The sequence below is a fragment of the Bacteroides sp. D22 genome, assembly GCF_000163675.1.
GTDB lineage: Bacteria > Bacteroidota > Bacteroidia > Bacteroidales > Bacteroidaceae > Bacteroides > Bacteroides xylanisolvens.
On the sequence record NZ_GG774812.1, the window covers coordinates 14,925 to 40,850 of the forward strand.

Annotated in this window: 19 protein-coding genes; 16 read left to right on the forward strand and 3 right to left on the reverse strand. The window is 44.8% G+C overall.

The features are described 5' to 3' along the window. Window positions 1–2: 2 nt before the first annotated feature. From HMPREF0106_RS08495 to HMPREF0106_RS08440, 12 genes are all read left to right on the forward strand, one after another. Window positions 3–365, forward strand: a complete 363-nt coding sequence (locus HMPREF0106_RS08495; protein ID WP_009040469.1) for a four helix bundle protein — start codon at window positions 3–5, stop codon at window positions 363–365. Between the two features lie 49 nt (window positions 366–414). Further along, the gene (locus tag HMPREF0106_RS08490) at window positions 415–1,083 is read left to right on the forward strand and encodes a bifunctional 4-hydroxy-2-oxoglutarate aldolase/2-dehydro-3-deoxy-phosphogluconate aldolase (protein WP_004300153.1); all 669 of its coding nucleotides are present in this window, start codon (window positions 415–417) and stop codon (window positions 1,081–1,083) included. Window positions 1,084–1,359: 276 nt separating this feature from the next. Beyond that, a complete protein-coding gene (locus HMPREF0106_RS08485; protein WP_009040470.1) occupies window positions 1,360–2,259 on the forward strand; it encodes a cation diffusion facilitator family transporter in 900 nt (299 codons plus the stop codon). Window positions 2,260–2,307: 48 nt separating this feature from the next. Then, complete coding sequence (locus tag HMPREF0106_RS08480) at window positions 2,308–3,906, forward strand: aspartate:alanine exchanger family transporter (protein ID WP_009040471.1); 1,599 nt, start codon at window positions 2,308–2,310, stop codon at window positions 3,904–3,906. A 71-nt stretch (window positions 3,907–3,977) separates the two neighbouring features. Continuing rightward, entirely contained in the window at window positions 3,978–4,334 is a 357-nt protein-coding gene (locus tag HMPREF0106_RS08475) for a hypothetical protein (RefSeq protein WP_032851504.1), read from the forward strand. An 85-nt stretch (window positions 4,335–4,419) separates the two neighbouring features. Beyond that, a complete protein-coding gene (locus HMPREF0106_RS08470; protein ID WP_009040473.1) occupies window positions 4,420–6,747 on the forward strand; it encodes a TonB-dependent receptor in 2,328 nt (775 codons plus the stop codon). A 125-nt stretch (window positions 6,748–6,872) separates the two neighbouring features. Further along, entirely contained in the window at window positions 6,873–7,214 is a 342-nt protein-coding gene (locus tag HMPREF0106_RS08465; protein ID WP_008770610.1) for a hypothetical protein, read from the forward strand. Between the two features lie 109 nt (window positions 7,215–7,323). Then, entirely contained in the window at window positions 7,324–9,663 is a 2,340-nt protein-coding gene (locus tag HMPREF0106_RS08460) for a TonB-dependent receptor (protein ID WP_008022917.1), read from the forward strand. A gap of 104 nt (window positions 9,664–9,767) precedes the next feature. After that, a complete protein-coding gene (locus HMPREF0106_RS08455) occupies window positions 9,768–10,961 on the forward strand; it encodes an AraC family transcriptional regulator (protein WP_009040474.1) in 1,194 nt (397 codons plus the stop codon). A gap of 218 nt (window positions 10,962–11,179) precedes the next feature. After that, window positions 11,180–12,373 carry an Ig-like domain-containing protein gene (locus HMPREF0106_RS08450; RefSeq protein ID WP_008640656.1) on the forward strand — a complete coding sequence of 398 codons (1,194 nt, stop codon included), beginning with the start codon at window positions 11,180–11,182 and terminating at the stop codon, window positions 12,371–12,373. Window positions 12,374–12,433: 60 nt separating this feature from the next. Then, window positions 12,434–13,249: a DNA-binding domain-containing protein gene (locus HMPREF0106_RS08445; protein WP_004312541.1), complete on the forward strand. Its 816-nt coding sequence runs from the start codon at window positions 12,434–12,436 to the stop codon at window positions 13,247–13,249. Between the two features lie 119 nt (window positions 13,250–13,368). After that, window positions 13,369–13,713 (forward strand): hypothetical protein, encoded by a 345-nt coding sequence (locus tag HMPREF0106_RS08440; protein ID WP_004312540.1) that lies wholly within the window; start codon window positions 13,369–13,371, stop codon window positions 13,711–13,713. A gap of 280 nt (window positions 13,714–13,993) precedes the next feature. On the opposite strand, the gene HMPREF0106_RS08435 is transcribed toward HMPREF0106_RS08440, so the two are convergent. Then, window positions 13,994–15,559: an ATP-binding protein gene (locus HMPREF0106_RS08435; RefSeq protein WP_008640655.1), complete on the reverse strand. Its 1,566-nt coding sequence runs from the start codon at window positions 15,557–15,559 to the stop codon at window positions 13,994–13,996. A gap of 89 nt (window positions 15,560–15,648) precedes the next feature. Continuing rightward, window positions 15,649–16,563, reverse strand: a complete 915-nt coding sequence (locus HMPREF0106_RS08430; RefSeq protein WP_004312538.1) for a cation diffusion facilitator family transporter — start codon at window positions 16,561–16,563, stop codon at window positions 15,649–15,651. 189 nt (window positions 16,564–16,752) lie between these two features. On the opposite strand from HMPREF0106_RS08430, the gene HMPREF0106_RS08425 reads away from it, so the two are divergent. The 4 genes from HMPREF0106_RS08425 (at window position 16,753) to HMPREF0106_RS08410 (ending at window position 23,499) form a co-directional block, all read left to right on the forward strand. Next, a complete protein-coding gene (locus HMPREF0106_RS08425) occupies window positions 16,753–19,059 on the forward strand; it encodes a family 20 glycosylhydrolase (protein ID WP_009040475.1) in 2,307 nt (768 codons plus the stop codon). A gap of 312 nt (window positions 19,060–19,371) precedes the next feature. After that, window positions 19,372–21,144, forward strand: a complete 1,773-nt coding sequence (locus tag HMPREF0106_RS08420) for an ABC transporter ATP-binding protein (protein ID WP_009040476.1) — start codon at window positions 19,372–19,374, stop codon at window positions 21,142–21,144. After that, on the forward strand, window positions 21,137–22,876 hold the full coding sequence (locus HMPREF0106_RS08415) for an ABC transporter ATP-binding protein (RefSeq protein WP_009040477.1): 1,740 nt from the start codon (window positions 21,137–21,139) through the stop codon (window positions 22,874–22,876). Before HMPREF0106_RS08420 ends, HMPREF0106_RS08415 begins: the two co-directional genes overlap by 8 nt. Before the next feature lie 14 nt (window positions 22,877–22,890). Next, a complete protein-coding gene (locus HMPREF0106_RS08410; RefSeq protein ID WP_009040478.1) occupies window positions 22,891–23,499 on the forward strand; it encodes a TetR/AcrR family transcriptional regulator in 609 nt (202 codons plus the stop codon). Between the two features lie 319 nt (window positions 23,500–23,818). Here HMPREF0106_RS08410 and ccsA read toward each other — a convergent pair whose 3' ends face one another. Beyond that, complete coding sequence (ccsA, locus tag HMPREF0106_RS08405; RefSeq protein ID WP_004312533.1) at window positions 23,819–25,924, reverse strand: cytochrome c biogenesis protein CcsA; 2,106 nt, start codon at window positions 25,922–25,924, stop codon at window positions 23,819–23,821. Window positions 25,925–25,926: the final 2 nt, after the last annotated feature.

Sequence of the window (25,926 nt, forward strand, 5' to 3'; positions counted from 1 at the left end):
TAATGACAACTATTGAACTTAAAAATAGACTAAAGGAATTAGCAATACGTATTATTCGATTAGTAGATAAGTTGCCCAATACTCCTGCTGGTAGAGCTATCGGTAATCAAATCATTCGTTCGGGTACATCTCCTGCTGCCAATTATAGAGCTGCATGTTTAGGAAAATCAGATAAAGATTTTCTTAATAAATTGAAGATGGTGGAAGAAGAATTGGATGAGACTTTATATTGGCTAGAATTATTAATGGAAGTTCAATTGGTTAAATCAGAATTGTTAGTTGATTTATACAAAGAAAATGAGGAACTTTTAAAAATAATAGTTAGCTCGATAACCACTATGAAAGGCCGGATGAATAATAAATAGCAAAAGTATTAAATAGTAAATTGTAAATAATAAAATAGTAAATAATAAGATGGCAAAATTCGATAAAATAGCCGTATTGAATAAGATCGGCTCTACAGGAATGGTTCCTGTATTCTATCACAAAGATGCAGAAGTTGCAAAGAAAGTAGTAAAGGCTTGTTATGACGGTGGTGTTCGTGCTTTTGAATTCACAAACCGTGGTGACTTCGCACAGGAAGTATTTGCTGAAATCGTTAAGTTCGCAGCAAAAGAATGTCCTGAAATGGCAATCGGTATCGGTTCTATCGTTGATCCGGCTACTGCTGCTATGTACTTGCAGCTGGGTGCTAACTTCGTAGTAGGTCCGTTGTTTAATCCTGAAATTGCTAAGGTATGTAACCGTCGTTCGGTAGCTTATACTCCGGGATGCGGTTCTGTATCAGAAGTAGGTTTTGCGCAGGAAGTAGGTTGCGATCTTTGCAAAGTATTCCCGGGTGATGTTTACGGAACTAACTTCGTGAAAGGCTTGATGGCTCCGATGCCATGGTCTAAGCTGATGGTGACAGGTGGGGTAGAACCTACTAAAGAAAACCTGACTGCATGGATCAAAGCTGGTGTATTCTGCGTAGGTATGGGCTCTAAATTGTTCCCGAAAGATAAAGTGGCAGCAGAAGACTGGGCTTATGTAACTGCAAAATGTGAAGAAGCTCTCGGTTATATTGCCGAAGCTCGTAAATAAGATTAGAGAGCGAAAGCTGTCTATAATAAAAAGAGGTTGATGCGACAGCCTCTTTAAAATATGCCTCGAGGGTTAGTTAGTTTAGTTAGTATATGAGGCATATTTTCATTTTGTTTAAAGGTGTTTAAAGGGGATAAGCCATCGGGATGATTCATTCATTTCGGTGGCTTGTTTTTTCTGGAGGGGAGCCGTTACTATTGCCGAAAGTGGAATGGGGATGAACCAATCTCCCAATAAGATGTTTTTTAGGTAGTAGATGTAATAACAATATATAATATGGAATCTCATCATCACGAACATAATCATCAGTTGACATCGCTCAATAAGGCTTTTATCATAGGCATCACTCTGAATATTGCTTTTGTTATCGTAGAATTCGGAGTAGGGTTTTATTATAATTCTCTGGGATTGCTTTCCGATGCCGGGCATAACTTGGGTGATGTAGCCAGTCTGGTGCTTGCTATGTTGGCTTTCCGGTTGCAGAAAGTTCATCCCAATAGCCGTTACACGTATGGATATAAGAAGAGTACGATTCTTGTCTCTTTATTAAATGCAGTTATATTATTGGTTGCCGTGGGCATTATTATTGCCGAGAGTGTAGATAAATTGTTCCACCCGGTTTCCGTAGATGGTTCTGCCATCGCATGGACAGCCGGGGTGGGAGTGGTCATCAACGCACTGACTGCCTGGCTCTTTATGAAAGATAAAGATAAGGACCTGAATGTGAAAGGAGCTTATCTGCACATGGCAGCAGATGCATTGGTGTCTGTCGGTGTAGTTGTTTCCGGCATTATCATCACCTATACAGGATGGAGCATTATTGACCCGATTATCGGACTTGGCATTGCTGTTATCATTATTGTCTCTACTTGGGGATTGCTTCACGATAGCCTCCGGTTGTCGTTGGATGGAGTACCGGTGGGGATAGACGCTCAAAAGATACAGCAACTTATCATGGAACAACCCGGCGTGGAGAATTGCCATCACCTGCATATCTGGGCGTTAAGCACAACGGAAACCGCTTTGACTGCCCATATTGTTATTGACAATATCACACAGTTGGAAGAAGTGAAACAGCATATAAAGGAAGCACTTGAAGAGGCAGGTATTCATCATGCCACTTTGGAGTTTGAAGACGAAAGGACTACTTGCTGCAAGGAATGTTGTGAGGATTAAATAAAATCCGTACCTTCGCGCCCTTAAACTAACTAACCTTTATTTTTTATGTTTACTGACTTATTGCATTCCTCTTATTTTTCCCTTTTCCTGATTGTCGCATTGGGATTTATGCTGGGAAGAATTAAAATTAAGGGGTTATCTCTCGATGTGTCGGCAGTTATTTTCATTGCCCTTCTTTTCGGGCATTTTGGTGTTATCATTCCTAAAGAATTAGGAAACTTCGGCTTGGTGCTCTTCATTTTTACCATCGGTATTCAGGCAGGGCCCGGATTCTTCGATTCTTTCCGTAGCAAAGGAAAGACGCTTATTCTCATCACTATGCTTATTATTTGTTCCGCCTGTCTTACTGCAGTCGGACTGAAATATGCATTTGATATCGATACACCGAGTGTTGTCGGTCTGATTGCCGGAGCGCTGACTAGTACGCCGGGTTTGGCTGTTGCCATCGACAGTACCAATTCTCCTCTGGCATCCATTGCTTACGGTATCGCATATCCGTTTGGAGTGATCGGCGTGATTCTGTTTGTCAAGCTGTTGCCTAAAATCATGCGGGTGGATTTAGATAAAGAAGCCCGTCGCCTGGAGATAGAACGTCGCGGACAATTCCCGGAATTGACTACTTGTATTTATCGCGTCACTAATGCGAATGTGTTCGATCGCAGCTTGGTGCAAATTAATGCGCGTGGTATGACAGGTGCTGTCATTTCACGTCTGAAACACAATGATGAAATATCCATTCCTACCGCCCATACGGTGTTGCATGAAGGAGACTACATACAAGCCGTAGGCAGCGAAGAGTCACTGGATCAACTGGCTGTGTTGGTAGGCAATAGAGAAGAAGGTGAACTGCCTTTGGATAAAACACAGGAAATAGAGTCTTTGTTGTTGACTAAAAAAGACATGATAAACAAACAACTGGGTGATTTGAACTTACAGAAAAACTTTGGTTGTACAGTGACTCGTGTTCGTCGAAGCGGTATTGATTTATCTCCGTCTCCCGATCTAGCCTTGAAGTTTGGTGATAAACTGATGGTAGTCGGTGAGAAAGAGGGACTTAAAGGAGTAGCCCGCCTGTTGGGAAATAATGCGAAGAAACTATCTGATACGGACTTTTTCCCCATTGCAATGGGTATTGTATTGGGCGTGTTATTCGGCAAAATAAATATCTCTTTCTCTGATAGCCTGTCATTCTCACCGGGACTGACCGGGGGAGTTTTGATGGTAGCTCTTGTGTTGAGTGCGATAGGTAAGACAGGACCCATTATCTGGTCTATGTCCGGACCTGCCAATCAGTTGTTGCGCCAGTTAGGTCTGCTTCTTTTCCTTGCCGAAGTGGGAACTTCTGCCGGTAAGAATCTGGTAGCTACCTTCCAGGAAAGCGGATTATTGATGTTCGGAGTAGGAGCCGCCATCACATTGGTGCCAATGCTTGTTGCAGCCATTGTCGGACATTTCGTATTTAAAATCAGTCTGCTCGATTTGCTGGGAACTATTACAGGAGGGATGACAAGTACTCCGGGACTCGCTGCTGCCGACTCGATGGTGGATAGCAATATTCCGAGCGTAGCTTACGCAACTGTTTATCCGATTGCCATGGTATTCTTAATTCTGTTTATTCAAGTAATAGCCTCGGCTGTATATTAACAGAATTTCATATAATAATTGATTGTTAAATAAATAGTTCGTATCTTTGCCGCCTCAAAGAAAAAAATGAGGTGAAACGATTGTTATTGAATATTACACGCTACTTCTTGCCGATACTGTTTGTATCGTATCTGGTAAGCTTTACATTCTTTGCCCACGTGCATGTGGTCAATGGCGTGACAATCGTCCATTCACACCCGTTTAAGAAAGGGGCGGCACATGAACATTCTACAGTCGAACTACAGCTGATTCATTGTCTGTCTCACTTAACGGCAGACGGTGCGGCTGTTGTTTTTGCTCTTTCCCTTTTTATTCCTTTCTTATTATGCTTGTTGCCCGGACGTTCGCAACACACTCACTATCACTGTCCGTATCATGGGGTAGTGGGACTTAGGGCACCCCCGGTTATTCGTTTCTCTATTCTTTAAATGATGATACCGTACCTTGCATGAGGTACGGGCATTATCTGTCTATCCATGTAAATACTTATCGAAAACGAATAACAAACGAAAAATGAAGAATTACATCTTTTCGCTTGTCTGCTTGTGCTGCACATTGTTGCCTGCCCTCGAAGGACAAGCTCATGAATATCCTAATCATCCCGAATTACGTAAGTCAGATGCCAATATCGTTGGCCATATTCTTGATAAAAATACAAAAGAGCATTTACCCTATATTACAGTCGCCTTGAAAGGTACGACCATCGGAACTGTGACCGATGCTACCGGGCATTATTTTTTGAAGAATCTTCCCGAAGGTAATTTTGTGCTGGAGGTCAGTTCGGTGGGATATAAAACCGTCAGACGGAATGTGACGCTGAAGAAAGGGCGTACATTGGAAGAAGATTTCGAGATAGAAGAAGATGCGGTTGCTTTGGATGGCGTAGTCGTATCTGCCAATCGTAATGAAACCACCCGCCGTCTGGCTCCGACACTGGTGAATGTAGTAGATTTGAAAATCTTTGAGAATACCAATTCTACGACTTTGGCGCAAGGCTTGAGCTTTCAGCCGGGTGTTCGTGTAGAGTCCAATTGTCAGAATTGCGGTTTCCAGCAAGTGCGTATCAATGGACTGGATGGCCCTTATACGCAAATCCTGCTCGATTCCCGTCCCATTTTTAGTGCGCTTTCCGGTGTGTATGGTATCGAACAGATTCCTGCCAGCATGATAGAACGTGTGGAAGTGATGCGTGGAGGCGGCTCGGCACTGTTCGGCTCATCTGCCATTGCCGGTACAATCAATATCATCACCAAAGAACCGATGCGCAACTCTGGTATGTTATCTCATACGATTACGGGAATTGGCGATGGCGACGTTTTCGACAACAGTACGGCATTGAATGCGTCTCTCGTGACGGACGACCAGCGTGCAGGTCTGTATATCTTCGGTCAGAACCGCCACCGTTCTGCGTATGACCATGACGGCGACGGATATTCCGAAATACCCAAATTGCACGGTCAGACAATTGGTTTCCGTTCGTTCCTGAAAACAACGACTTATTCGAAACTTACTTTTGAATATCACCACATGGAAGAATTCCGCAGGGGAGGAGACTTATTGAACCGCCCGCCTCATGAAGCGAATGTGGCGGAGCAGACCGAACACTCAATCAATGGCGGAGGACTGAAGTTCGATTATTTCTCCCCTAACGAGAACCATCGTTTCAATGTGTTTGCATCTGCACAGCATATCAATCGCGACAGCTATTATGGTCCAGGTGACAGAGACCCTTTGGATGCTTACGGAAACACCACTGACTTGAACTGGATGGCAGGCTCACAGTATGTCTACAGCTTCGGCAAATGCATCTTCATGCCTTCCGACCTGACTGCCGGAATAGAGTTCAATCAGGACAAACTGGAAGATAACATGTGGGGATACAACCGCACGGTAGACCAGAAAGTGAATATCGGTAGTGCTTTCCTTCAGAACGAATGGAAAAATGATCATTGGGGATTCCTGATTGGCGGCCGTTTGGATAAGCATAATCTGATTGACCATGTGATATTCAGTCCGCGTGCCAACTTGCGTTATAATCCGACAGAAAACATCAATCTTCGTTTTAGTTACTCATCCGGCTTCCGTGCTCCGCAGGCTTTCGACGAAGATTTGCATGTGGAAAATGTAGGCGGTAATGTAGCGATGGTTGAACTGGCGGATAATCTGAAAGAAGAAAGATCACAGAGCTTGAGTGCTTCGGCAGATATTTATCATCGTTTTGGTGCGTTTCAGGTTAACTTCCTGGTAGAAGGATTCTATACAAAGTTGTCGGATGTTTTTGCCCTTACCGACGGAGAGGTAGTGGATGGAATTCTGACACGTACCCGTCACAATGCATCAGGAGCGCAAGTTCTGGGATTGACACTGGAAGGAAAGATGGCTTACCTGAATAAAATCCAAGTTCAGGCGGGAGTCACTCTGCAACAGAGCCATTACAGCAAACCGCACATCTGGAACAAAGAAGCTCCGGCGGTGAAGAAAATGATGCGTACGCCAAATACTTACGGCTATTTTACAGCAACCTACACCCCGATAAAACCGTTATCTATCGCTCTTTCCGGTACCTATACCGGTTCGATGCTGGTTCCCCACGAGCCGGTTCCGGGATTCCTTGAAAATCCGATAACGGTGAATACCAAAGACTTTTTCGATATCGGTTTGAAAGCTGCTTATGACTTCAAACTTTACAAGTCGATGAACCTCCAGTTGAATGCCGGCATACAGAATATTTTCAATGCCTATCAGGACGACTTCGATAAAGGAGCTGACCGTGACTCCGGCTATATCTATGGTCCGTCACTTCCGAGAAGCTTCTTTGCCGGGGTGAAGATCAGTTATTAAGATTCGGTTAAGATTTAAAATCGTTATAAATAGGGATTGTTTTGCATGGAGACAATCCTTATCTTTGCAAAAAAACAAACTAAACCCTGACTTTACTGCACAGAATAGATGTGCAAGATTACCGGATGAAACAATTGTACCTACATATAATGAAGTGGTTTTTGCCTGTACTGTTTATCTCGTACATGGCAGGAATCACTTTATTTACTCACTCCCATGTAGTAAACGGGGTAACGATTGTCCATTCGCATCCATTTAAAAAAGGCAGTGAACATAGCCATACGACGGTTGAATTCCAACTCATTCACCTGTTGAATCATGTATTGGTGACAGACAGCGGATTAATACCTACATTCGCGGTCGCTGCTTTATCTCTATTATGTATCCTGTTTATCCGCCCGCAAGTTGAGCCATATCACCGTTCTTGTCCGGGCGTCATATCTCTTAGAGCACCTCCTGTCGCTTAGTCTATCTTTTCGGGAACAGTATTCATCAGTTAGGAACAACGATTAATGATCGCTGCTTCCCTTTCCCTTATTATTATTTTTGATTTTAAACATTAAAAGACTAACGACAATGAAGAAATATCTTTTAGTCCTGGCCGGCCTGTATTGTGTCCTGTCATACGCATTGGCTGAACATCCGGACTACCCTGAACTGAAAAAATCCGATGCGAACATCATAGGCCATGTACTGGATAAGAAAACGAAAGAGCACCTTCCTTACATCACCATTGCACTGAAAGGAACAACGATAGGAACCGTGACCGACGCTACCGGACATTATTTTTTGAAGAATTTGCCGGAAGGTAACTTTATACTGGAGGTTAGCTCGGTCGGCTACAAGACCGTGACCCGCAACGTGACTCTGAAAAAAGGAAAGACACTGGAAGAGGATTTTGAAATAGAAGAGGACGCGATTGCTTTGGATGGGGTAGTGGTTTCCGCCAACCGCAGTGAAACGACGCGCCGTTTGGCTCCTACTTTGGTAAATGTCGTCGATCTGAAGCTATTTGAAACGACTAACTCTTCCACTTTATCGCAAGGGCTGAACTTTCAGCCCGGTGTACGTGTAGAGACAAACTGCCAGAATTGTGGTTTCCAGCAAGTCCGCATCAATGGACTGGACGGACCGTATACGCAGATTTTGATAGATTCCCGTCCCGTATTCAGTGCCCTTTCCGGAGTGTATGGCCTGGAACAGATTCCCGCCAGCATGATTGAACGCGTAGAAGTGATGCGTGGGGGAGGTTCCGCCTTGTTCGGCTCTTCGGCCATTGCAGGAACCATCAATATAATCACCAAAGAGCCTTTGCGCAATTCCGGCCAGCTGTCGCACACCCTTACTGCTTTAGGGGGCGGCTCCTCATTCGATAACAATACCTCCCTGAATGCTTCATTAGTGACGGACGATCATCGTGCCGGACTGTATATCTTTGGTCAGAACCGTCACCGGTCCGGATATGATTATGACGGAGACGGATTCACCGAACTACCTAAATTGAAGAATCAGACAGTGGGCTTCCGCTCTTATCTGAAAACAAGCACTTACTCCAAACTAACCTTCGAATATCACCACATGCAGGAATTCCGTCGGGGAGGGGATATGTTGGACCGTCCTCCTCACGAAGCCCATATTGCAGAGCAGTTGCAACATTCGATTGATGGTGGAAGTTTGAAGTTCGATTATTTCTCGCCAGATGAAAAGAACCGTCTAAGTATCTTTGCGTCAGCCGCCAATACAGATCGGGACAGTTATTACGGACCGGGTAACGATCCTCTGAAAGCCTATGGAAAAACAACGGATTTAACCGCTATGGGCGGCGCGCAGTATGTACATACGTTTGATAAGTGTTTTTTTATGCCTTCTGACCTCACGGCAGGACTTGAATATAACCGTGATCGTCTGAAAGATAATATGTGGGGATATGACCGCCACACGGATCAGACGGTAAATATTTACAGTGCTTTTCTGCAGAACGAGTGGAAGAACGACCGTTGGGGCATTCTGATCGGTGGTCGTCTGGATAAGCATAACATGGTAGATAATGTCATCTTTAGCCCCCGTGCCAACTTGCGTTTCAACCCGACACAGAATATAAACCTGCGTTTGAGCTATTCATCCGGATTCCGTGCTCCGCAGGCTTTTGATGAAGATATGCATATTGAAAATGTGGGCGGAACAGTGGCAATGATTGAGCGTGCGAAGAACTTGAAAGAAGAGAAATCCCAAAGTTTCAGTGCGTCCGCAGATATGTATCACCGTTTCGGAGTATTCCAGACGAATTTCTTGATCGAGGGCTTTTATACAAGACTGACAGATGTCTTCGTGTTGGGCGAACCTTATGACCGTGGCGATGGGATATTGGTAAAACCACGCAGTAACGGTCCCGGCGCGAAAGTGATGGGGCTAACGCTGGAGGGCAAAGTGGCTTATCTTTCCATCCTGCAAATACAAGCGGGACTCACTTTGCAACGCAGCCGATACGATGAACCTCATAAATGGCATGACGACGCACCGGCAGAAAAGAAAATTTTCCGTACTCCCGATACATATGGTTACTTCACAGCTACTTATACTCCCATCAAACCTTTATCCATTGCCCTGTCAGGAACTTATACCGGGAGAATGTTAGTGCAACGCATGGATATCACCGCCGAGAACGCCGAACTGGGCGCAATGCCCGAACGAAAGGCGGAAGCCATCCGTACACCCCGTTTCTTCGATTTGGGAGTGAAACTGGCTTATGACTTCAAGCTATACAAAACAGTCGATTTGCAACTAAACGGCGGAGTTCAGAACCTCTTTGAGTCTTATCAGAAGGACTTTGATAGAGGAGCTAATCGGGATTCCGGCTATATTTACGGGCCTTCTCTGCCGAGAAGTTTCTTTGCCGGAGTGAAGATTAGCTATTAGGTTGTTTCTATACGATTTTGCAGACTTGTCGAGTTTTACAGGGTGTAACTAGTCGGTTTCTCGTCAAGATTCATTAACTTTGTCGGGAAAATAAATGCTAAGCAATGGATATACCGGCTTTACACACACTAACAAACGGCATTATTATCGGAATATGTCTGTCTATATCTTTCGGTCTTGTCTGCTTCAAGCAGATGGCGCACGCCATTAATCCCAAATACAGGCGTGCATGCCATTTCTTCATCGCTGCTTCTCTCATTATCGCTGCCGGTCATTTGGCGGAGTTGCTGGTTGACGGGTTCGGCGTATACCGGTCGTTGGACTTATTCTCAATATTGGTGTTGGTGCTTGCTTCTTCGCAGGCGTTGATGTTCACGTTTATGTTGATATTGCTGTTCGACAGCAGATACGTCACTTTTGCCAATGTGATGAAGCATGCGGCGCCTTCGCTCGTTTTCATTCTGCTGTATGTGGTGAGTTGCTGCATTGAAGCGGACGTCTGTGTATATTCTTTAGCAGAATGGCGTGCGTGTGTCGTTCACAATCTCCCGTTGGCAGTGCGGACCTTGTTCGGTGTCACCTATACCGTACAACTGTTCGTTTACGTCCGCCTCTTTTGCCCTAAAAAACACCGCTACATCACGCATTTAAAAGAATTGACCGGAGAGTGTATCTCAAAACTGGAACTCCGGTGGACGATGCGCGCTTTCCTTTATGCGTTGAGTATCGGCATTGGCGCATGGGTTTTACTTGTCTGTCCGGGACCGATACCCGAGTTTAGTTTCAGTTTCCTTATCGTGGTTTTCTATCCTGCTTTTGCATGGCTGTACACTAACTATCATTACACTTACGAGATGCTACGCCGTTTTATCGTCGAACAGGATGGAAAACTGTCCCAACCACCGCTCGAAGCCGATATGGGCGACCTCATCTGTTACCTGCAATCCGGCGATAGCAACCACTTGTTTGAAGAGCTCGAAGCCTATCTGCAGAAAGAACAACCGTACCTCGACTACAACTTCAAGCGTGACGACCTGATTAAAGCTCTTGGCACAAACGAGCGTAATCTCTCCGCCGCTGTGGGGCGTGCCACAGGACTGACCTTGCAAAATTATCTTCTCCGCCTGCGCATCCGTCATGCCATGGACTTGCTCCTGCTTCCGGACTACGCGAACCACACAATCGAAGACATTGCCGGAGCGTCGGGCTTCAAGGCAATGCGCACCTTCAACCGCAATTTCCGCGAATTGGTAAAAATGACTCCTACTGAGTTCCGCCAACAAAAGTCTGTACTTTAAAGGAGAAGGCGATACTCTTTTATCATCAAATGCTGTTGTTTCCATCAATGCATAGGTAGAAGTTTCTCCGAACAATGGAATTTCCGGCAATCCTGCAAGATTTGCAGGATTTTGGCTATACAATGCAGGATTTTGGCTATACCTTTTCGTTGTTGCATATTATTTTTGTCCGAAAAGAGAACACGATTTATTCACCCTTTTAGAAAGACAAAAGACGTATGAAACAACTAAGAATCTTTTTCCTCTGCCTTATGGCAGCAACGTTGGCAACCGCCTGTGGCGACGACAACAATGACGACAACTCCGTGCCCGTAGAGAGCATCACCCTCAATCATGAGACTCTGACCCTGAAATCGGGAGCGACCGAAACGCTGGTTCCCACCATTGTCCCCGACCGGGTGACTGCCGAATCCGTAGTATGGAGCAGTGACAAAACTTCCGTAGCCACCGTAAGTAAAGACGGACTGGTGACCGCCGTAGCTGAAGGAACAGCTACCATCACCGCCACCGCACGCGAAAAGTCCGCCACCTGCCTTGTGACGGTCAGCAACAAGACGCTTGTCACTACCGCAGCCGAACTGAAAACCGCTATTGAAACGGCAGACGGCACTGCGGATGCACCAACACAAATCATCCTCGGTGGAAGTTTTGAGGTTGCTGCGGATGCAGAGCATTTTGCCTTTTCAATAGACGGCAAACACATTGCTATTGACGACGGAAATAATCCTATCAGCGGCGATAATTATAGTATTTCCCGTACCGCTAGCGACAAAAGCCTTTTTGAGCTTACAAACGGCGCGTCATTGAAGCTGACCAACCTCAACATTTATGGAAATGCTGATGCCCATTTAGCTGAAGTCGCCTGCATATTTGTTAGGGCGTCTTGCAAACTAACGCTGGGTAACGGCTTCGAACTATATTCCGGCAATGGGAATGATAATGACCAGCTAATTGGTATCTCTGTCGGTGATAATGCCACGCTCATTATGGAAGGCGATGCTGAAATCTCCAAAAGCATAAAGGGGCAGGAAGTGCTTGTTGCCCCTACAGGAATACTGCAACTGAAAGGCGGAAAAATAAAAGCAAGGGAGGAGGGAACGTATGGGAGTGAACGGAGCCTCTGTCTGCAAGCTGCGATTAATGGCAATCAAGTGACCATCCCCACCGTTACGGTTGAAAACGAACTTCCGGCGGATTCTGATTTTAAATTAGATCTATATGATTACTTGTTGAGTCGTTCCACTGTCCGGCCAGGAGCCGAAACCGTTGTTAAGGGAACCGACAGCTACACCTTGACTGACAGTGATCTTATGAAGTTCCATCTGATGACTAATACTACTGGGGGCATGACATATGACAGTTATCTCGAACTTTATCTGGACGGTAATGCTATCAAGATACGTGCGAAATGACAAGCAGCACAGAACGTAACTAATAAATAGATATTCACTTTCCTTAAAACAATCATTATCATGGCAACAAACGAAAAAATCACGCTCAATGTTGACCTTTACGACAACATCATGACCGAGCAAAAAGGCGACTACACCGGACGCGCACGCATCACAGGCAGTCTGCACAACAAAGAAATCGCAGCACGCATCATCAAGGAGCGTACCGAGTACCGGCAGGAAACCATCGAGAACATCCTCGACCTTGCCGACCAGAAGAAGGTGGAAGCCATCGCCGAAGGGAAGAGCGTGGTAGACGGTGTGGGACAGTACATCGTCACCGTACGCGGTTCGTTCCTCGGGGAGAACGCCCAGTTTGACGCCACGAAGCACTCGCTCGGTGTGTCCTACACACCGGGACAACTGCTGCGCGACCAGCTCAAAGCCGTAAAAGTAATCTGCAACGGGCTGGCACAGACGGGGCCGGTCATCAACTCCATCACCGACTCCGTGACGAAGAGTATCAGCCAGGTCATCACTTCCGGCGGTCCTGCCGTTATCAGCGGAAGCAACATTAAAATCCTCGGTGACGACCCTTCGGTCGGCATCTATCTCACCAAAGACGAAGAGGGAGCCGTCCCGTTGAAAGTGTCCGTCATCGTTCACAACGCACCGTCACAACTCACCATCATGCTACCTGCCATAGAAGCCGGAAAGCTCTATGCGCTAAGCATCACGACACAATATAGCGGAAGCAACAAGGCATTGAAAACGCCACGCTCTTACCGTTTCCCGATTCTGCTGGGTGACGAAAACGCGGGTGGTGGCGGTGGCGGTGGCGAAGCGCCCGACCCTGAAATCCCCGGAGGAGGTGAAGCCCCCGACCCGGCTGCATAAAGAAGCAGGTCACGAATGAGGACGGACAGTCCGGCTGCAGACAGCGCATCCGCCCTCATGGCAAACAAAAAAGCGGCAGCCTTTCATAATTTACCCTTTTAAAGAAAACAGAAAGACGCATGAAACAACTAAGAATCTTTTTCCTCTGCCTTGTGGCAGCAACGTTGGTAACCGCCTGCGGCGGCGACGACAAAGACAACTCTACACCGGTAGAGAAAATCACCCTTGACAAGGACAAACTGACGTTTGTGGCTCAATGGAAGATGCGGCCATCCCATTTTCCCGAAGGTGGATTCACGGTGGTGAAAGGAGACGGATACACCTTAACCCAACTCGATCTTGAGAAAATCACCTCATTGGAAATGGACGTCACCGGTAGTTCTGTAACCTCTGAAAACTGCGAACTGGTACTGGATACAGCCGAAAATGCCATCAAGCTGCGTATCAAAGCAACAGCCTATTGAATACGTAAAACCGGAACGGCGGAAAGGGATGTGTGCCGCAGTAGGCTGGGGAGACGTGCCGCAGCAGGCTAGGGAAGCATGCCACAGCAGGCAAGGGGAGCATGCCACAACAAGTTAGGGAAACGCACCACAGCAAGCTGTGGCAATACACCCTAATTTCCCGGCTACGACAGCACAGAACACGCAAAAAGGCAGCAGTTACTCACAGACGAGAGCAACTGCTGCCTTTTTCATGTGTCACATCATATCCTTGTCTACTTCAAGCAAGTGGCGTACGCTGTTAATCCGTTTCGATTTTCCAGTCTCCAATCGTTCTCGTGGTACTGTCGAAGTTGATGCCGACCTTCACCACTTTCCGGTGGTCTGCCTCATAAGGAATCGCATACCCTTTGCTGTTAATCTGCGCTAAAGCCTCTTCTGCGGTGCCGTTCATTTTAAATTCAAGTATATAAATAGCATCCTGCATTTTGATAACCACGTCCGCCCGTCCGACAGCGCTTTTGACTTCGGTATCCACATATTGTCCCATCAAGCGGAACAGAAGATAGAATATAGTTTGATAATGTTTTTCCTCTTTGTTGTTTAGGTCGTTCGGAATAGAGGCGAAGAAAGACCGGGTGCGTTCAAGGCAAGATTCAAGGTTTCCTTTCATTAAATCACGCACAAAGGACACTACATAAAAGTTGCTTTCGCGCGTAGGTTGGTAAAGATAAGAAGGGATGAGCGACTCGATAAAGCCGATTCTTACTTCCTCGTTCGGGTAGCCTAATGTATAGGTACGAAAGAAAGCATCGTACGACTTGATTGTGAGATAACCGCTTTGGTAGAGCACCGGAATTGGGTCGGTGAGACAATCCGTAGCCTTGTCGAAGTCTTCCGGCTTGGCGTCCATACGGTCGAGCAGACGGATATCAAAGTTCATTTGTTGCAGGAGTTCTATCAGAAAGGTAGGGGTACCGGTAGAAAACCAGTAGTTCTCATAACTCTTTTGGGCAAAAGCATTAATCAGGCTGAAAGGATTGTACACATCCACACAGGATTTACTGAAATGATATCCGTCATATTGCTTCTTCAAGTGGGCACACGCCTCTTCATACGTTTCATCGTTGGCTTGTGCCATCTGTTCGACATCAATTTTCATCTGTGTCAGCAGTTCCTGTTCGGTGATACCGCAGATAGTGCTGTAATTATCGCTCATGCTGACGTTCTGAAGATTGTTAAGTTCGCTGAATATGCTCATCTGGCTGAATTTGCTGATGCCCGTCAGGAAGAGGAAGCGAAGATATTTACCTGACTTTTTTAAGGGGCTGAAGAAGTCGCGCATGATACCACGAATCTCATGCTGCAACTCATGGTTATTGTTACTGTCCAGCATCGGGGCGTCATATTCGTCCACTAATACGACAACCTGCTGCCCGGTTTGCTCATAAGCGCGGCGGATGATACCTTCCAGACGTAAACTAAATGTGTCTTCGCCTTCCTGACGTCCGTAGACGTTTTCCCAAAGTAACAGCTGAACATTGATAGATGCGCGAAGTGACTCTGCTTCCATATATTTACTGCCGCTAAAGTCGATATGTAGCACCGGATACACTGTCCAGTCTTTCTCTAACTGCTCCATGTCCAGTCCGTTGAAAAGTTCTTTCTTTCCCAGAAAATAGGCTTCGAGCGTAGAGACAAGCAGACTTTTCCCGAAACGACGGGGACGACTCAGGAAATAAATCTTATTTGTATTGACGAGTTGATAAATCAGTGCAGTCTTATCAACATATATGTAATCATTATTGCGCAAATCTTCAAAATCCTGTATCCCGATAGGATAGCGCCTGAATGTTCCTTCTTCCATATCAAATTTTTATTAAAATGTGAACGATGAATGCAAAGTTAAGAAAAAGAAGCGGAATAGCTTTCTTTGTTGCCGAAGATTTTCACGTGTCACACCATATCCTTGTCTACCCCGAATTTCTCATCCGTCTGGCACTCCCCGGCAGGTTCCACATGCACCAGAATATCATAGACATTATCTATCGAGCTTTCAATACTTTTCTCCACCGCCCCGGCAATCTCATGCGCTTGTGTAATCGTTATCTGCGGATTCACCTCTATATCGAGCGTAATTATATACCGGTTTCCTATCATTCTCGACCTGACCCGGTGCGGATTACTTGCTCCCGGCACTTTCTCGACAGCTTCGAATATCTTATTATACACATTGACATCCTTCACGCCATCCATAAGCTCCACATTCGAGTCGAGAAAAATACCAATGGACGACTTGATGATAAAGAGGCTGATTATCAATCCCGTTATCGAATCGAGTATCGGCAATTTGAATATAAAAGTAAAAATCAACCCTAATAAAACTCCGGCCGAGATGACAACATCATTACGCATATTTATCGCATTCGCCGTCAGCATGGAACTGTCTATTTTCTTTCCCTGTTTGTACTGGTACGAAGCCAGCATCAGTTTGCCGACAATAGAGAATATAGTCACATAGATAGCGATAGCCGATGGTATCTCTTTCACTTCATCTGAAAAGATGCTTTGAATGGAAGATATCAGCATTTGCATACCGGCATAAAATATCACCAGTGACAGAATCTTTGTCGCGATGCCTTCCGCTTTCTCATAACCGAATACATATTTCTTTGAAGGAGGACGGTTGATGAGGCGTGCCGTAAAAATCATAACGATAGAGATAACGACGTCGGTTGCCGAGTCGATACCGTCGCCTACTACCGCCAAACTACCGGCCCATAAACCGATGAAGATTTTTGATGCGGACAGGATTGCATTGCCAATGGTGCTAATCCATGAGGTTTTGATTAAGATGTTCTCTCTTGACATTGAAGTGACTCTTTATAATTAATTGTTTGATTGAGATTGGCTAGCAAAGATAAACATTTATAGGAGTCTGTGACGTCAAGTCGCAAAAAAAACTTTTTCCGGGCTTTTAGTAGTTTCTATGTTTTAGTTGTATTATATATAGATGGTCAATTAAAGACAGGACAAATCATTTATTAAATAGTTAACCGCATGTTCAAAAAACTAAGTAGTTCTTTACTCATTGTATCAGCTTGTGTTTTTTCTTCTTGTACGCCCACCGTCAAGCAAGAGATTGCAATCCTACCTACCCCCGTTAGTCTGACCGAGCAGTCTGGCTCGTTTGTTTTAAAAGATGGAATGAAGATTGGGGTTTCCGATCAGTCCTTGTTTCCGGCTGTCGGGTATCTGCAGGAGATTCTTCGGAATGTCATATCGTCTTCTGTTGAAGTCACTACCGATCAGAATCAGGTAGATATGTATTTCCAGTTGAAAGATACCGGTGGAAAGCCCGGCTCTTATAAACTTGAGTCTACACCGGAGTCTGTTCGGGTAGAGGCAACTGACTATTCGGGCTTTATTTCTGCGATTACTACTATTCGCCAGTTGCTTCCTGCAACGATAGAAGTACAGGGAGAAAAACAAACTTATTCGATTCCTGCCGTGCAAATAGAAGATGCCCCCCGTTTTGAATGGCGTGGATTTATGCTGGATGCTTCCCGTCATTTCTGGAATAAAGATGAGGTGAAGCATGTACTGGATCTGATGTCTTTGTATAAACTCAATAAATTCCACTGGCACCTGTCCGACGACCAAGGTTGGCGTATAGAGATCGAGAAGTACCCGTTGCTTACGGAAAAAGGGGCCTGGCGTAAATTCAATACGCAGGATCGTACCTGTATGGCACGTGCGAAAGAGGAAGATAATACCGATTTCCTGATTCCGGAAGATAAGATACGCATTGTGGAAGGAGATACGCTGTATGGAGGCTATTATACTCACGATGATATCAAAGAAATTGTAGCCTATGCTGCACAAAGAGGAATTGATGTCATTCCCGAGATTGATATGCCGGGACATTTCCTGGCGGCTATCGGTCAATATCCGGAATTGGCGTGCGACGGATTAATCGGGTGGGGGGAAACATTCTCTTCTCCTATCTGTCCGGGTAAAGATACAACGCTGGAGTTTTGTAGGAATGTGTTCAAAGAAATTTTCGAGCTTTTCCCTTATGAATATGTGCACATGGGTGGTGATGAAGTGGAGAAAGCCAACTGGAAGAAATGTCCTCTCTGTCAGAAACGTATTCGTACGGAAAAACTGGGTTCAGTAGAAGAGCTTCAGGCATGGTTTGTACGTGACATGGAGAAATTCTTCCTTGCCAACGGAAAGAAACTTATTGGTTGGGATGAAGTGGTAACCGACGGATTATCTTCCGATGCTGCTATTACATGGTGGAGAAGTTGGGCGAAAGACGCGTTGCCTACGGCGACCGCACAAAAGCAGAAAGTGATTGCTTGTCCGAATGAACATTTCTATTTTGATTATGCGCAGGATCAGAATTCAGTAAAGAAAATACTGGCGTATGATCCGTGTGCGGATGAACGGTTATCACCGGAAGAGAAGAAATACATCTGGGGTGTACAGGCTAATCTCTGGGCTGAATGGATTCCGACTATGAAACGCATTGAATATCTGATTGTTCCCCGCATGATTGCATTGAGCGAAATAGCTTGGGCAGAGCCGGCTGCTAAACCAAGTCTCGAAGAGTTTTATCGTCAGCTTGTTCCGCAGTTTAAACGGATGGATGTGATGAGGGTAAATTATCGTGTGCCCGATTTGCAGGGATTCTATAAAGTGAATGCATTTATTGATGAAACAGCAGTTGACTTGACTTGCCCGTTGCCCGGCACTGAAATACGCTATACGACAGATGGAAGTATGCCTACCAAGGAATCAGCTCTTTATGACGGTGCTTTGGAAGTGGAGGAGACTACCGATTTTGCTTTCCGTACTTTCCGTCCGGATGGTTCTCCATCGGATGTGGTGCGTACCAAGTATGTAAAGGCTCCTTATGCGGAGGCGGTGACTGCTCCGGCTGCTTTGCAGTCCGGCTTGAAAGCAGTATGGCACGATTTTCGTGGTAATCTTTGTGCGGATATTGAAGCAGCTCCTGTCAAAGGGGAGTATGTGGTGGAATCGGTATCTATCCCCGAAGAGGTGAAAGGAAATATCGGTCTGGTGTTGACCGGCTATCTGGAAGTTCCTGCCGATGGTATCTATACATTTGCCCTTCTTTCGGACGACGGTAGCACATTGATGCTCGACGGTGAATTGTTGGGAGATAATGATGGAGCACATTCGCCGGTGGAGATTATTGTGCAGAAGGCATTGAAAGCCGGGCTTCATCCGATAGAGGTGCGTTACTTCGATTGTAACGGAGGCGTATTGCAGATGGAACTGGTGAATGAAAAAAGTGAAAAAGAAGTATTGCCAAGTACGTGGCTGAAACATGAATAACTATTCTGTTGTTTTAATCATTACTTATTCGTTATAGTCTGAATAGCAAATTTCATTATTTTTAGGTATTGCTCGTCTTGCCGGTGAGCGGTACCTTTGCAGAAAATAATTGAAAACTTATGCGAATCAGTGAGAGACGAGTCGAGATTAATCATATATCAAAGGTGCACATGCACCGGATTGAATGGGATGAAGAGAGCTTATAGAAATATAAGCTCTCTTTTTTTTTGAACGATTTCGAATATTGTTCTTTTTTGAAAACAAGCGATAAGTTAAATGATTGTCGAACTTAATATAGATTGAACGTACGTTATGAGTACATTGAAAAAACTTCAGAACTACATGGGTAAACGGAAAGTGCTTTTGCCTGCGGCAATGCTACTGTCTGCCCTAAGTGCCCTGGCGGGCATGTTGCCTTATATTCTTATTTGGCTGATTGTGAGAGAACTGCTTGAATACGGAGAGATAACCTCTTCCGGTAATGTGGTGACGTATGCCTGGTGGGCGGCAGGCATGGCCGTGGCGAGTATCGTCCTTTATTTTGCCGCCTTGATGTCTTCGCATCTTGCAGCTTTTCGGGTTGAATCGAATTTGCGCAAAGAAGCCATGCGCCAGATAGTGCGTATGCCTCTCGGTTTCTTTGACATTAATACGAGCGGACGTATCCGTAAGATTATAGATGACAATGCAGGGGTTACCCATAGTTTTCTGGCACATCAGTTGCCCGACCTTGCGGCTACTTTTCTAGTGCCGTTGGTAGCTGTCATACTGATTTTTATGTTCGACTGGATACTCGGTCTGGCATGTATCGTTCCTGTAATTATTGCCATGCTGGTTATGGGATTTATGATGAATGCGGAGGGACGGCAGTTTATGAAAAGCTACATGACTTCTCTGGAGGAAATGAATACCGAACCTGTAGAGTATGTGAGAGGAATTCCCGTAGTGAAGGTTTTCCAGCAGACCATTTACTCTTTCAAGAACTTTCATCGCTGTATCATGAATTATAATAAAATGGTATTCGGCTATACACGAATGTGGGAGAAGCCGATGTCGCTCTATACCGTTATTATCAATGGCTTTGTGTTTTTCCTTGCTCCGTTGGCTATTTTGCTGATCGGTTATTCTGGTAATTATGCATCGGTATTACTTAATTTCTTCCTATTTGTTCTCATTACTCCCGTATTCTCCCAAAGTATCATGAAAAGTATGTATCTCAATCAGGCTTTGGGGCAGGCGAGTGAGGCCATCGGACGTCTTGAAAATCTGGTTGCTTATGAGCACCTGACTGTTGTAGCGCATCCACAACCGGTAAAGGAATTCAGTATTCAGTTCGAAAAGGTTTCCTTCAGCTATCCGGGAGCTAATCAAAAGGCGGTAGATGATATCAGTTTCACCATTACGCAAGGAAGGACAGTAGCTCTTGTCGGAGCTTCAGGCGGAGGGAAAACGACAATTGCCCGTCTTGTTCCCCGTTTCTGGGAGGCAACAGAAGGGAAGGTTTTAATAGGTGGCATCAATGTAAGAGAAATCGCCCCTGAAGAACTGATGAAACATATTTCTTTTGTGTTTCAGAATACAAAGCTATTTAAGACTTCTTTGCTTGAAAATATCAAATATGGTAATCCCAACGCGACAATGGAGGAAGTGGAACGGGCAGTAGATATGGCACAATGCCGGGAAATTATCAATAAACTTCCGCTCGGACTAAATACAAAGATCGGTACAGAAGGAACGTATCTCTCCGGCGGGGAACAACAACGAATCGTGCTCGCACGTGCGATACTGAAAAATGCCCCCATCATCGTACTGGACGAAGCGACTGCTTTTGCCGATCCCGAAAATGAGCATCTGATTCAGCAAGCCCTGAAAGAACTGACAAAAGGAAAAACCGTATTGATGATTGCCCACCGTCTTTCAAGCATCACGGATGCCGATAATATTCTTGTGATTGACAAGGGTAAGATTGCGGAACAAGGCACACATGCCAAACTGCTTGAAAAACAAGGTATCTATTATAATATGTGGAATGAATACCAGCAATCCGTTCGCTGGACAATAGGAAAGGAGGTTTCTAATGATTGAAGTAATAAAAAGACGTTTTGCCCTTTCAACTAAAGGAGCAAAAGATTTCTGTAAAGGTGTGTTTTTCACTACACTGCTAGATATTGTATTGATGTTGCCGGCGGTATTTGTTTTTCTCTTTCTTGAGGAATATCTTCGTCCGGTGTTTCAGCCTTCGGTTTCGGTGACGCATGGTATTCTCTACTATAGCATACTCGGTATTATCTTTATGATAGTCATGTATATATTTGCGGTATTGCAATATCGTAGCACCTATACCACCGTTTATGATGAGAGCGCGAACCGGCGTATCTCATTGGCGGAAAAACTTCGCAAGTTGCCTCTGGCTTTCTTCGGCGAAAAGAATCTTTCCGACCTTACCGCCACGATTATGGATGACTGCACTGATCTCGAACATACTTTCTCGCATGCGGTTCCCCAGTTGTTTGCTTCCATTATCAGCATTCTGCTTATTACCGTCGGTATGGCATTTTATAACTGGCAGTTGACGATTGCTTTGTTCTGGGTAGTGCCGCTTGCCGCCGCAATTCTTCTTTTCTCGAAGAAGGAAATACAGAAAAGCAATGAAAGTAATTATCTGAACAAGCGAATGGTGACTGAACATATTCAAGAAGGACTTGATACTATTCAGGAGATAAAATCTTATAATCAGGAGAGGGACTATCTGGAGAAATTGGATGCAAGCATCGATACCTATGAAAAGGTACTGACCCGTAATGAACTGGTGCTCGGCATATTGGTAAACGGTTCCCAAAGTGTATTGAAACTCGGCTTGGCAAGCGTCATTATCGTCGGTGCCAATCTCTTGGCTTCGGGGACAATCGATTTGTTTACCTATCTTATATTTATGGTGATCGGCTCGCGTGTATATGCTCCGATCAGCGAGGTGATGAATAATATTGCCGCTTTGTTCTATCTGGATGTGCGTATCAGCAGAATGAATGAGATGGAAGCATTGCCGGTACAGCATGGAACTACCGATTTTACTCCTAAAGGCTATGACATCGAGTTTCAGCAGGTAGACTTTGCTTATGAGCAGGGAAAACAAATATTGAAGAACTTGTCCTTTACTGCCCGACAAGGCGAAAAAACAGCTTTGGTGGGTCCTTCGGGCAGTGGCAAGAGTACGGCAGCCAGGTTGGCAGCACGTTTTTGGGATATTCAGTCGGGAAAGATTACCCTCGGCGGACAGGATATCAGCCGGATTGATCCTGAAACGTTACTGACGAACTATTCCGTTGTTTTTCAGGAAGTAGTTCTTTTTAATGCTTCCATCATGGATAATATCCGTATTGGCAAACGGGATGCTACGGATGAGGAAGTCCGGAGAGTTGCCCGCCTAGCACAATGTGATGAGTTTGTCACTAAAATGCCGCAGGGATATCAGACGATTATCGGTGAGAACGGGGAAACATTGTCAGGTGGTGAGCGGCAGCGTATTTCCATCGCCCGCGCTTTGTTGAAGGATGCTCCAATTGTTTTGCTGGATGAGGCTACTGCTTCGCTCGATGTGGAAAATGAAACCAAGATACAGGCAGGCATATCGGAATTGGTACGTAACAAAACAGTACTGATTATTGCGCACCGTATGCGAACCGTTGCCAATGCCGACAAAATTGTAGTATTGGAGAATGGAAGTGTTGCTGAAATGGGAACACCGGAGGAATTGAAAAAGAAAAATGGTATATTTGCCCGGATGGTGAACAGACAGGTTACAAATATGAATGGATAAATAGCAGTGATACTATGCAGTTTTTGAAGGGAGATATACAAGAGCGAATCTTGAAGGTAGCCGAAGAAGTGTTTCTGGAAAAGGGATACAAGGATGCCTCTATGCGTGAAATAGCTTCGAGGGCAGGGATGACGGTGAGTAATATCTATCATTATTTCACCAATAAAGATGAGATATTCCGTACGATTCTGAAACCGGTATTGAATGATCTGTATGCTATGATTTATAATCATGATGCCGATCAGATGACAATCGATGTCTTTATGGATTCGGATTACCAGAAAACATCTGTACGGGAATATATCAGATTAGTCTCTGAACATCGTGACCGTTTACGGCTGCTGCTTTTTCAGGCACAAGGTTCTGTTTTGGAGAACTTCCGTTCCGAATATACGGATTTGATGACGCGTACGATTTCTGTCTTTTTTCAAGGAATGAAACAGAAATATCCGCATATCAATATAGCAATAACCAATTTTTTCATTCACTTGAATACGGTATGGTTGTTTGCCTTACTCGAAGAGTTGGTGTTGCATCCTGTGAAGAAGGAGGAGATGGAGAAATTTATAGCGGAGTATATCGTTTTCGAAACGGCTGGTTGGAAAGAGCTCATGAATGCATGAGCTCTCTTACTTTATTCTCTTACTGATATAAAAAAACGTCCGGCTTTCACAAGCCGGACGTCCTTGCCTCTTTTAGAATATGTCATCTATTCATATTCCAAAATGAATACATTATATGGTTTTTTCTAACTTAACAACCAAATAAAAGAAATGCGGGTGAATCACTTCGGCCGATTTCTATGTATTTTTAATGTGGCTACGTAATATAATTATGACTAATTAATTTAATTCTGATACTGCAAAGATAGGGGCTTTCCGCTTTTCCCGCAATCCCCTAAAATGGGTATTCTTCTATCGGTTACTAGCTATATATAGTGGTTTAGGAATTTGCATAACTATGCATCCCCCCAAGAACATAATTTACTCCGAAATAGGTCATTAAGACAGTCAGGAAAGCAAGAATCATATAGATATGGAAGAATAGTGGTTTGCGGAAAATGCGCAGGCTTTGTGAATGGAATGCTACTCCATATACCAGGAAAGTGATCAGCGCCCATACTTCTTTCGGGTCCCACGCCCAGTATCTTCCCCAGGAAACGTTTGCCCAAACTGCTCCCAGAAAGATGCCTGCCCCTAAAAAGAACGTAGCAGGGTAGAGTAGCAAACGGCTGACTAGCGTCAACTGTTCTATCCGGTTGTCTTGTACAGCGTCGTTTCCGGAGACATTGTTTTCCGATTCTTTTTTTCGGAGGCATAATGCCAGTATTCCGTTTAGCATGATGAATGCCAATAGGGCATAAGACATCATAATCAATGAAACATGAATACTTAGCCACGGAGAGACGAGCACCGGCATTAATGGGGTGATCTGGGGATTCATCTGTCCCAGATAAGAGACTAACAACGCAAAGCCGGAGAGCAAGAATCCGAATGGAAGTATAAATGAGAATCTTCGATGGAGCAGACAGGCTATCAAGAGGATGCAGAGTGCCATGAACTGCATTGTCTCATAACCGTTGCTAAGAGGAACACGTCCGCCAATATACCAGCGCAGGCAATATCCTGCTAAATGGAATATGAAAGCAAGATAGAGTGCAACAGAAAAGATCGTTCCTGCTGTGCGGGAAATCGTTTTGGCTTTGGGCGAGGGTGTATTTCTTTGCAGGCTGTTATGAAGTAGAAGCATGAAAGACAACACTCCCAATGACAGATTTATCATAAAAAGAATCTTGCTGAACGGAATCCGGTTGTAGAGTAATTCGGCTTTCACTTCCAGTTCGGAGAGAGGTTGCACGCTACCATCAGTGGGTAATGGCTGGATGAATGTTCCTTTTTCCACCATCAGGATCAGTCCCACTTTTTCATCCGTTTCCTGGATGGCTTTGGCGAGTTTGCTACTTTTTCCCTGTTCTTGTTGCCAGGTTTTCTGAAGACGGTAGACTGGACCGTCAAATAAATCGGTCAAGCGTGCATAAGAAGATTCCAAACCGAGTAAATGATGCAGTTCGGGACTTTTGATGTATATCATAGGTTCATTCTTCCATGAATCCGGGTAAAGAATCCAACCGCTTATAACTTGCTCGGGAGTCAATCCTTTATAGTAGATTTTTCCTGTCAGTTTTTTGACGAAGTCTCTTGCCAGTGTATTGAATGGTACTACCCGGTCATGGTAAATAACCTGTTGTTGTGCCAAGCTGTCTGCTTGTATTTTGTTTAATACACGAAGAGGTGTTTGCTGTGCCTGCATTGTTCCTGTCAGGTAGAAAAGGAATAAGATAAATAATCCTCCTTTTTTCAATAAGGGATGATTTAGTAACTTACGAAACTCTCCCTGACGGCAAAATAGTAGTAAAATCATAGAGATGCCCAGTAGAATGTAGCCGCTATAGGTCACTCTTGTACCCCATGGATCATAATTTACTGTCAGCCAACTTCCTTGACCGTCTTCGTCAAATGAGGACTGATAAAATCGGAAGCCTTGTGTAGTAAAGATACGGTTCATTGAGATACATTCGTTGTGCACGGAATCTTTCTGACCGGGAAGTGAATAGCTGATATGACTGACATAATCGGCGGGAGCTTTTGTCCCCGGATAATACTCTACCCGGAAACTATCTAGCTTCATCGTGAATGGCAGATGAATGTTCTTGTCGCCCTGTGGCGAATGAAAGCTGCTTTTTACTGTATCCGGACGTAAATGCATATATCCTTGTTCGCCATAGATAAATGTAATCATGGCCCCCACCAAGATAACGAGGAGGGAGCCATGAAACAGCAAAACGGGAAGTCGCCGCCATAAGGAACGTCGGATGAGGGCAACAACCCCTATTGCAGCAATAACTCCCCACAAACAACAAAACCAGATTGTGTGATATATATTTCTTTCTACAAACTCTGTCCCGTATGCTTGCTCTATGAAAGTGGCTGCGGCAAGTAATCCTATCAGACAGATGTATAAAATGATAAGTAATCTTTTCAACGGCATAT

Coding starts and splice junctions, on each gene's coding strand:
- HMPREF0106_RS08430 (WP_004312538.1), bottom strand. CDS start 16,563: ATGTCAAGAGAGAACATCTTAATCAAAACCTCATGGATTAGCACCATT.
- ccsA (WP_004312533.1), bottom strand. CDS start 25,924: ATGCCGTTGAAAAGATTACTTATCATTTTATACATCTGTCTGATAGGA.
- HMPREF0106_RS08425 (WP_009040475.1), top strand. CDS start 16,753: ATGTTCAAAAAACTAAGTAGTTCTTTACTCATTGTATCAGCTTGTGTT.
- HMPREF0106_RS08435 (WP_008640655.1), bottom strand. CDS start 15,559: ATGGAAGAAGGAACATTCAGGCGCTATCCTATCGGGATACAGGATTTT.
- HMPREF0106_RS08495 (WP_009040469.1), top strand. CDS start 3: ATGACAACTATTGAACTTAAAAATAGACTAAAGGAATTAGCAATACGT.
- HMPREF0106_RS08460 (WP_008022917.1), top strand. CDS start 7,324: ATGAAGAAATATCTTTTAGTCCTGGCCGGCCTGTATTGTGTCCTGTCA.
- HMPREF0106_RS08450 (WP_008640656.1), top strand. CDS start 11,180: ATGAAACAACTAAGAATCTTTTTCCTCTGCCTTATGGCAGCAACGTTG.
- HMPREF0106_RS08410 (WP_009040478.1), top strand. CDS start 22,891: ATGCAGTTTTTGAAGGGAGATATACAAGAGCGAATCTTGAAGGTAGCC.
- HMPREF0106_RS08420 (WP_009040476.1), top strand. CDS start 19,372: ATGAGTACATTGAAAAAACTTCAGAACTACATGGGTAAACGGAAAGTG.
- HMPREF0106_RS08455 (WP_009040474.1), top strand. CDS start 9,768: ATGGATATACCGGCTTTACACACACTAACAAACGGCATTATTATCGGA.
- HMPREF0106_RS08480 (WP_009040471.1), top strand. CDS start 2,308: ATGTTTACTGACTTATTGCATTCCTCTTATTTTTCCCTTTTCCTGATT.
- HMPREF0106_RS08485 (WP_009040470.1), top strand. CDS start 1,360: ATGGAATCTCATCATCACGAACATAATCATCAGTTGACATCGCTCAAT.
- HMPREF0106_RS08440 (WP_004312540.1), top strand. CDS start 13,369: ATGAAACAACTAAGAATCTTTTTCCTCTGCCTTGTGGCAGCAACGTTG.
- HMPREF0106_RS08490 (WP_004300153.1), top strand. CDS start 415: ATGGCAAAATTCGATAAAATAGCCGTATTGAATAAGATCGGCTCTACA.
- HMPREF0106_RS08465 (WP_008770610.1), top strand. CDS start 6,873: ATGAAACAATTGTACCTACATATAATGAAGTGGTTTTTGCCTGTACTG.
- HMPREF0106_RS08445 (WP_004312541.1), top strand. CDS start 12,434: ATGGCAACAAACGAAAAAATCACGCTCAATGTTGACCTTTACGACAAC.
- HMPREF0106_RS08470 (WP_009040473.1), top strand. CDS start 4,420: ATGAAGAATTACATCTTTTCGCTTGTCTGCTTGTGCTGCACATTGTTG.
- HMPREF0106_RS08415 (WP_009040477.1), top strand. CDS start 21,137: ATGATTGAAGTAATAAAAAGACGTTTTGCCCTTTCAACTAAAGGAGCA.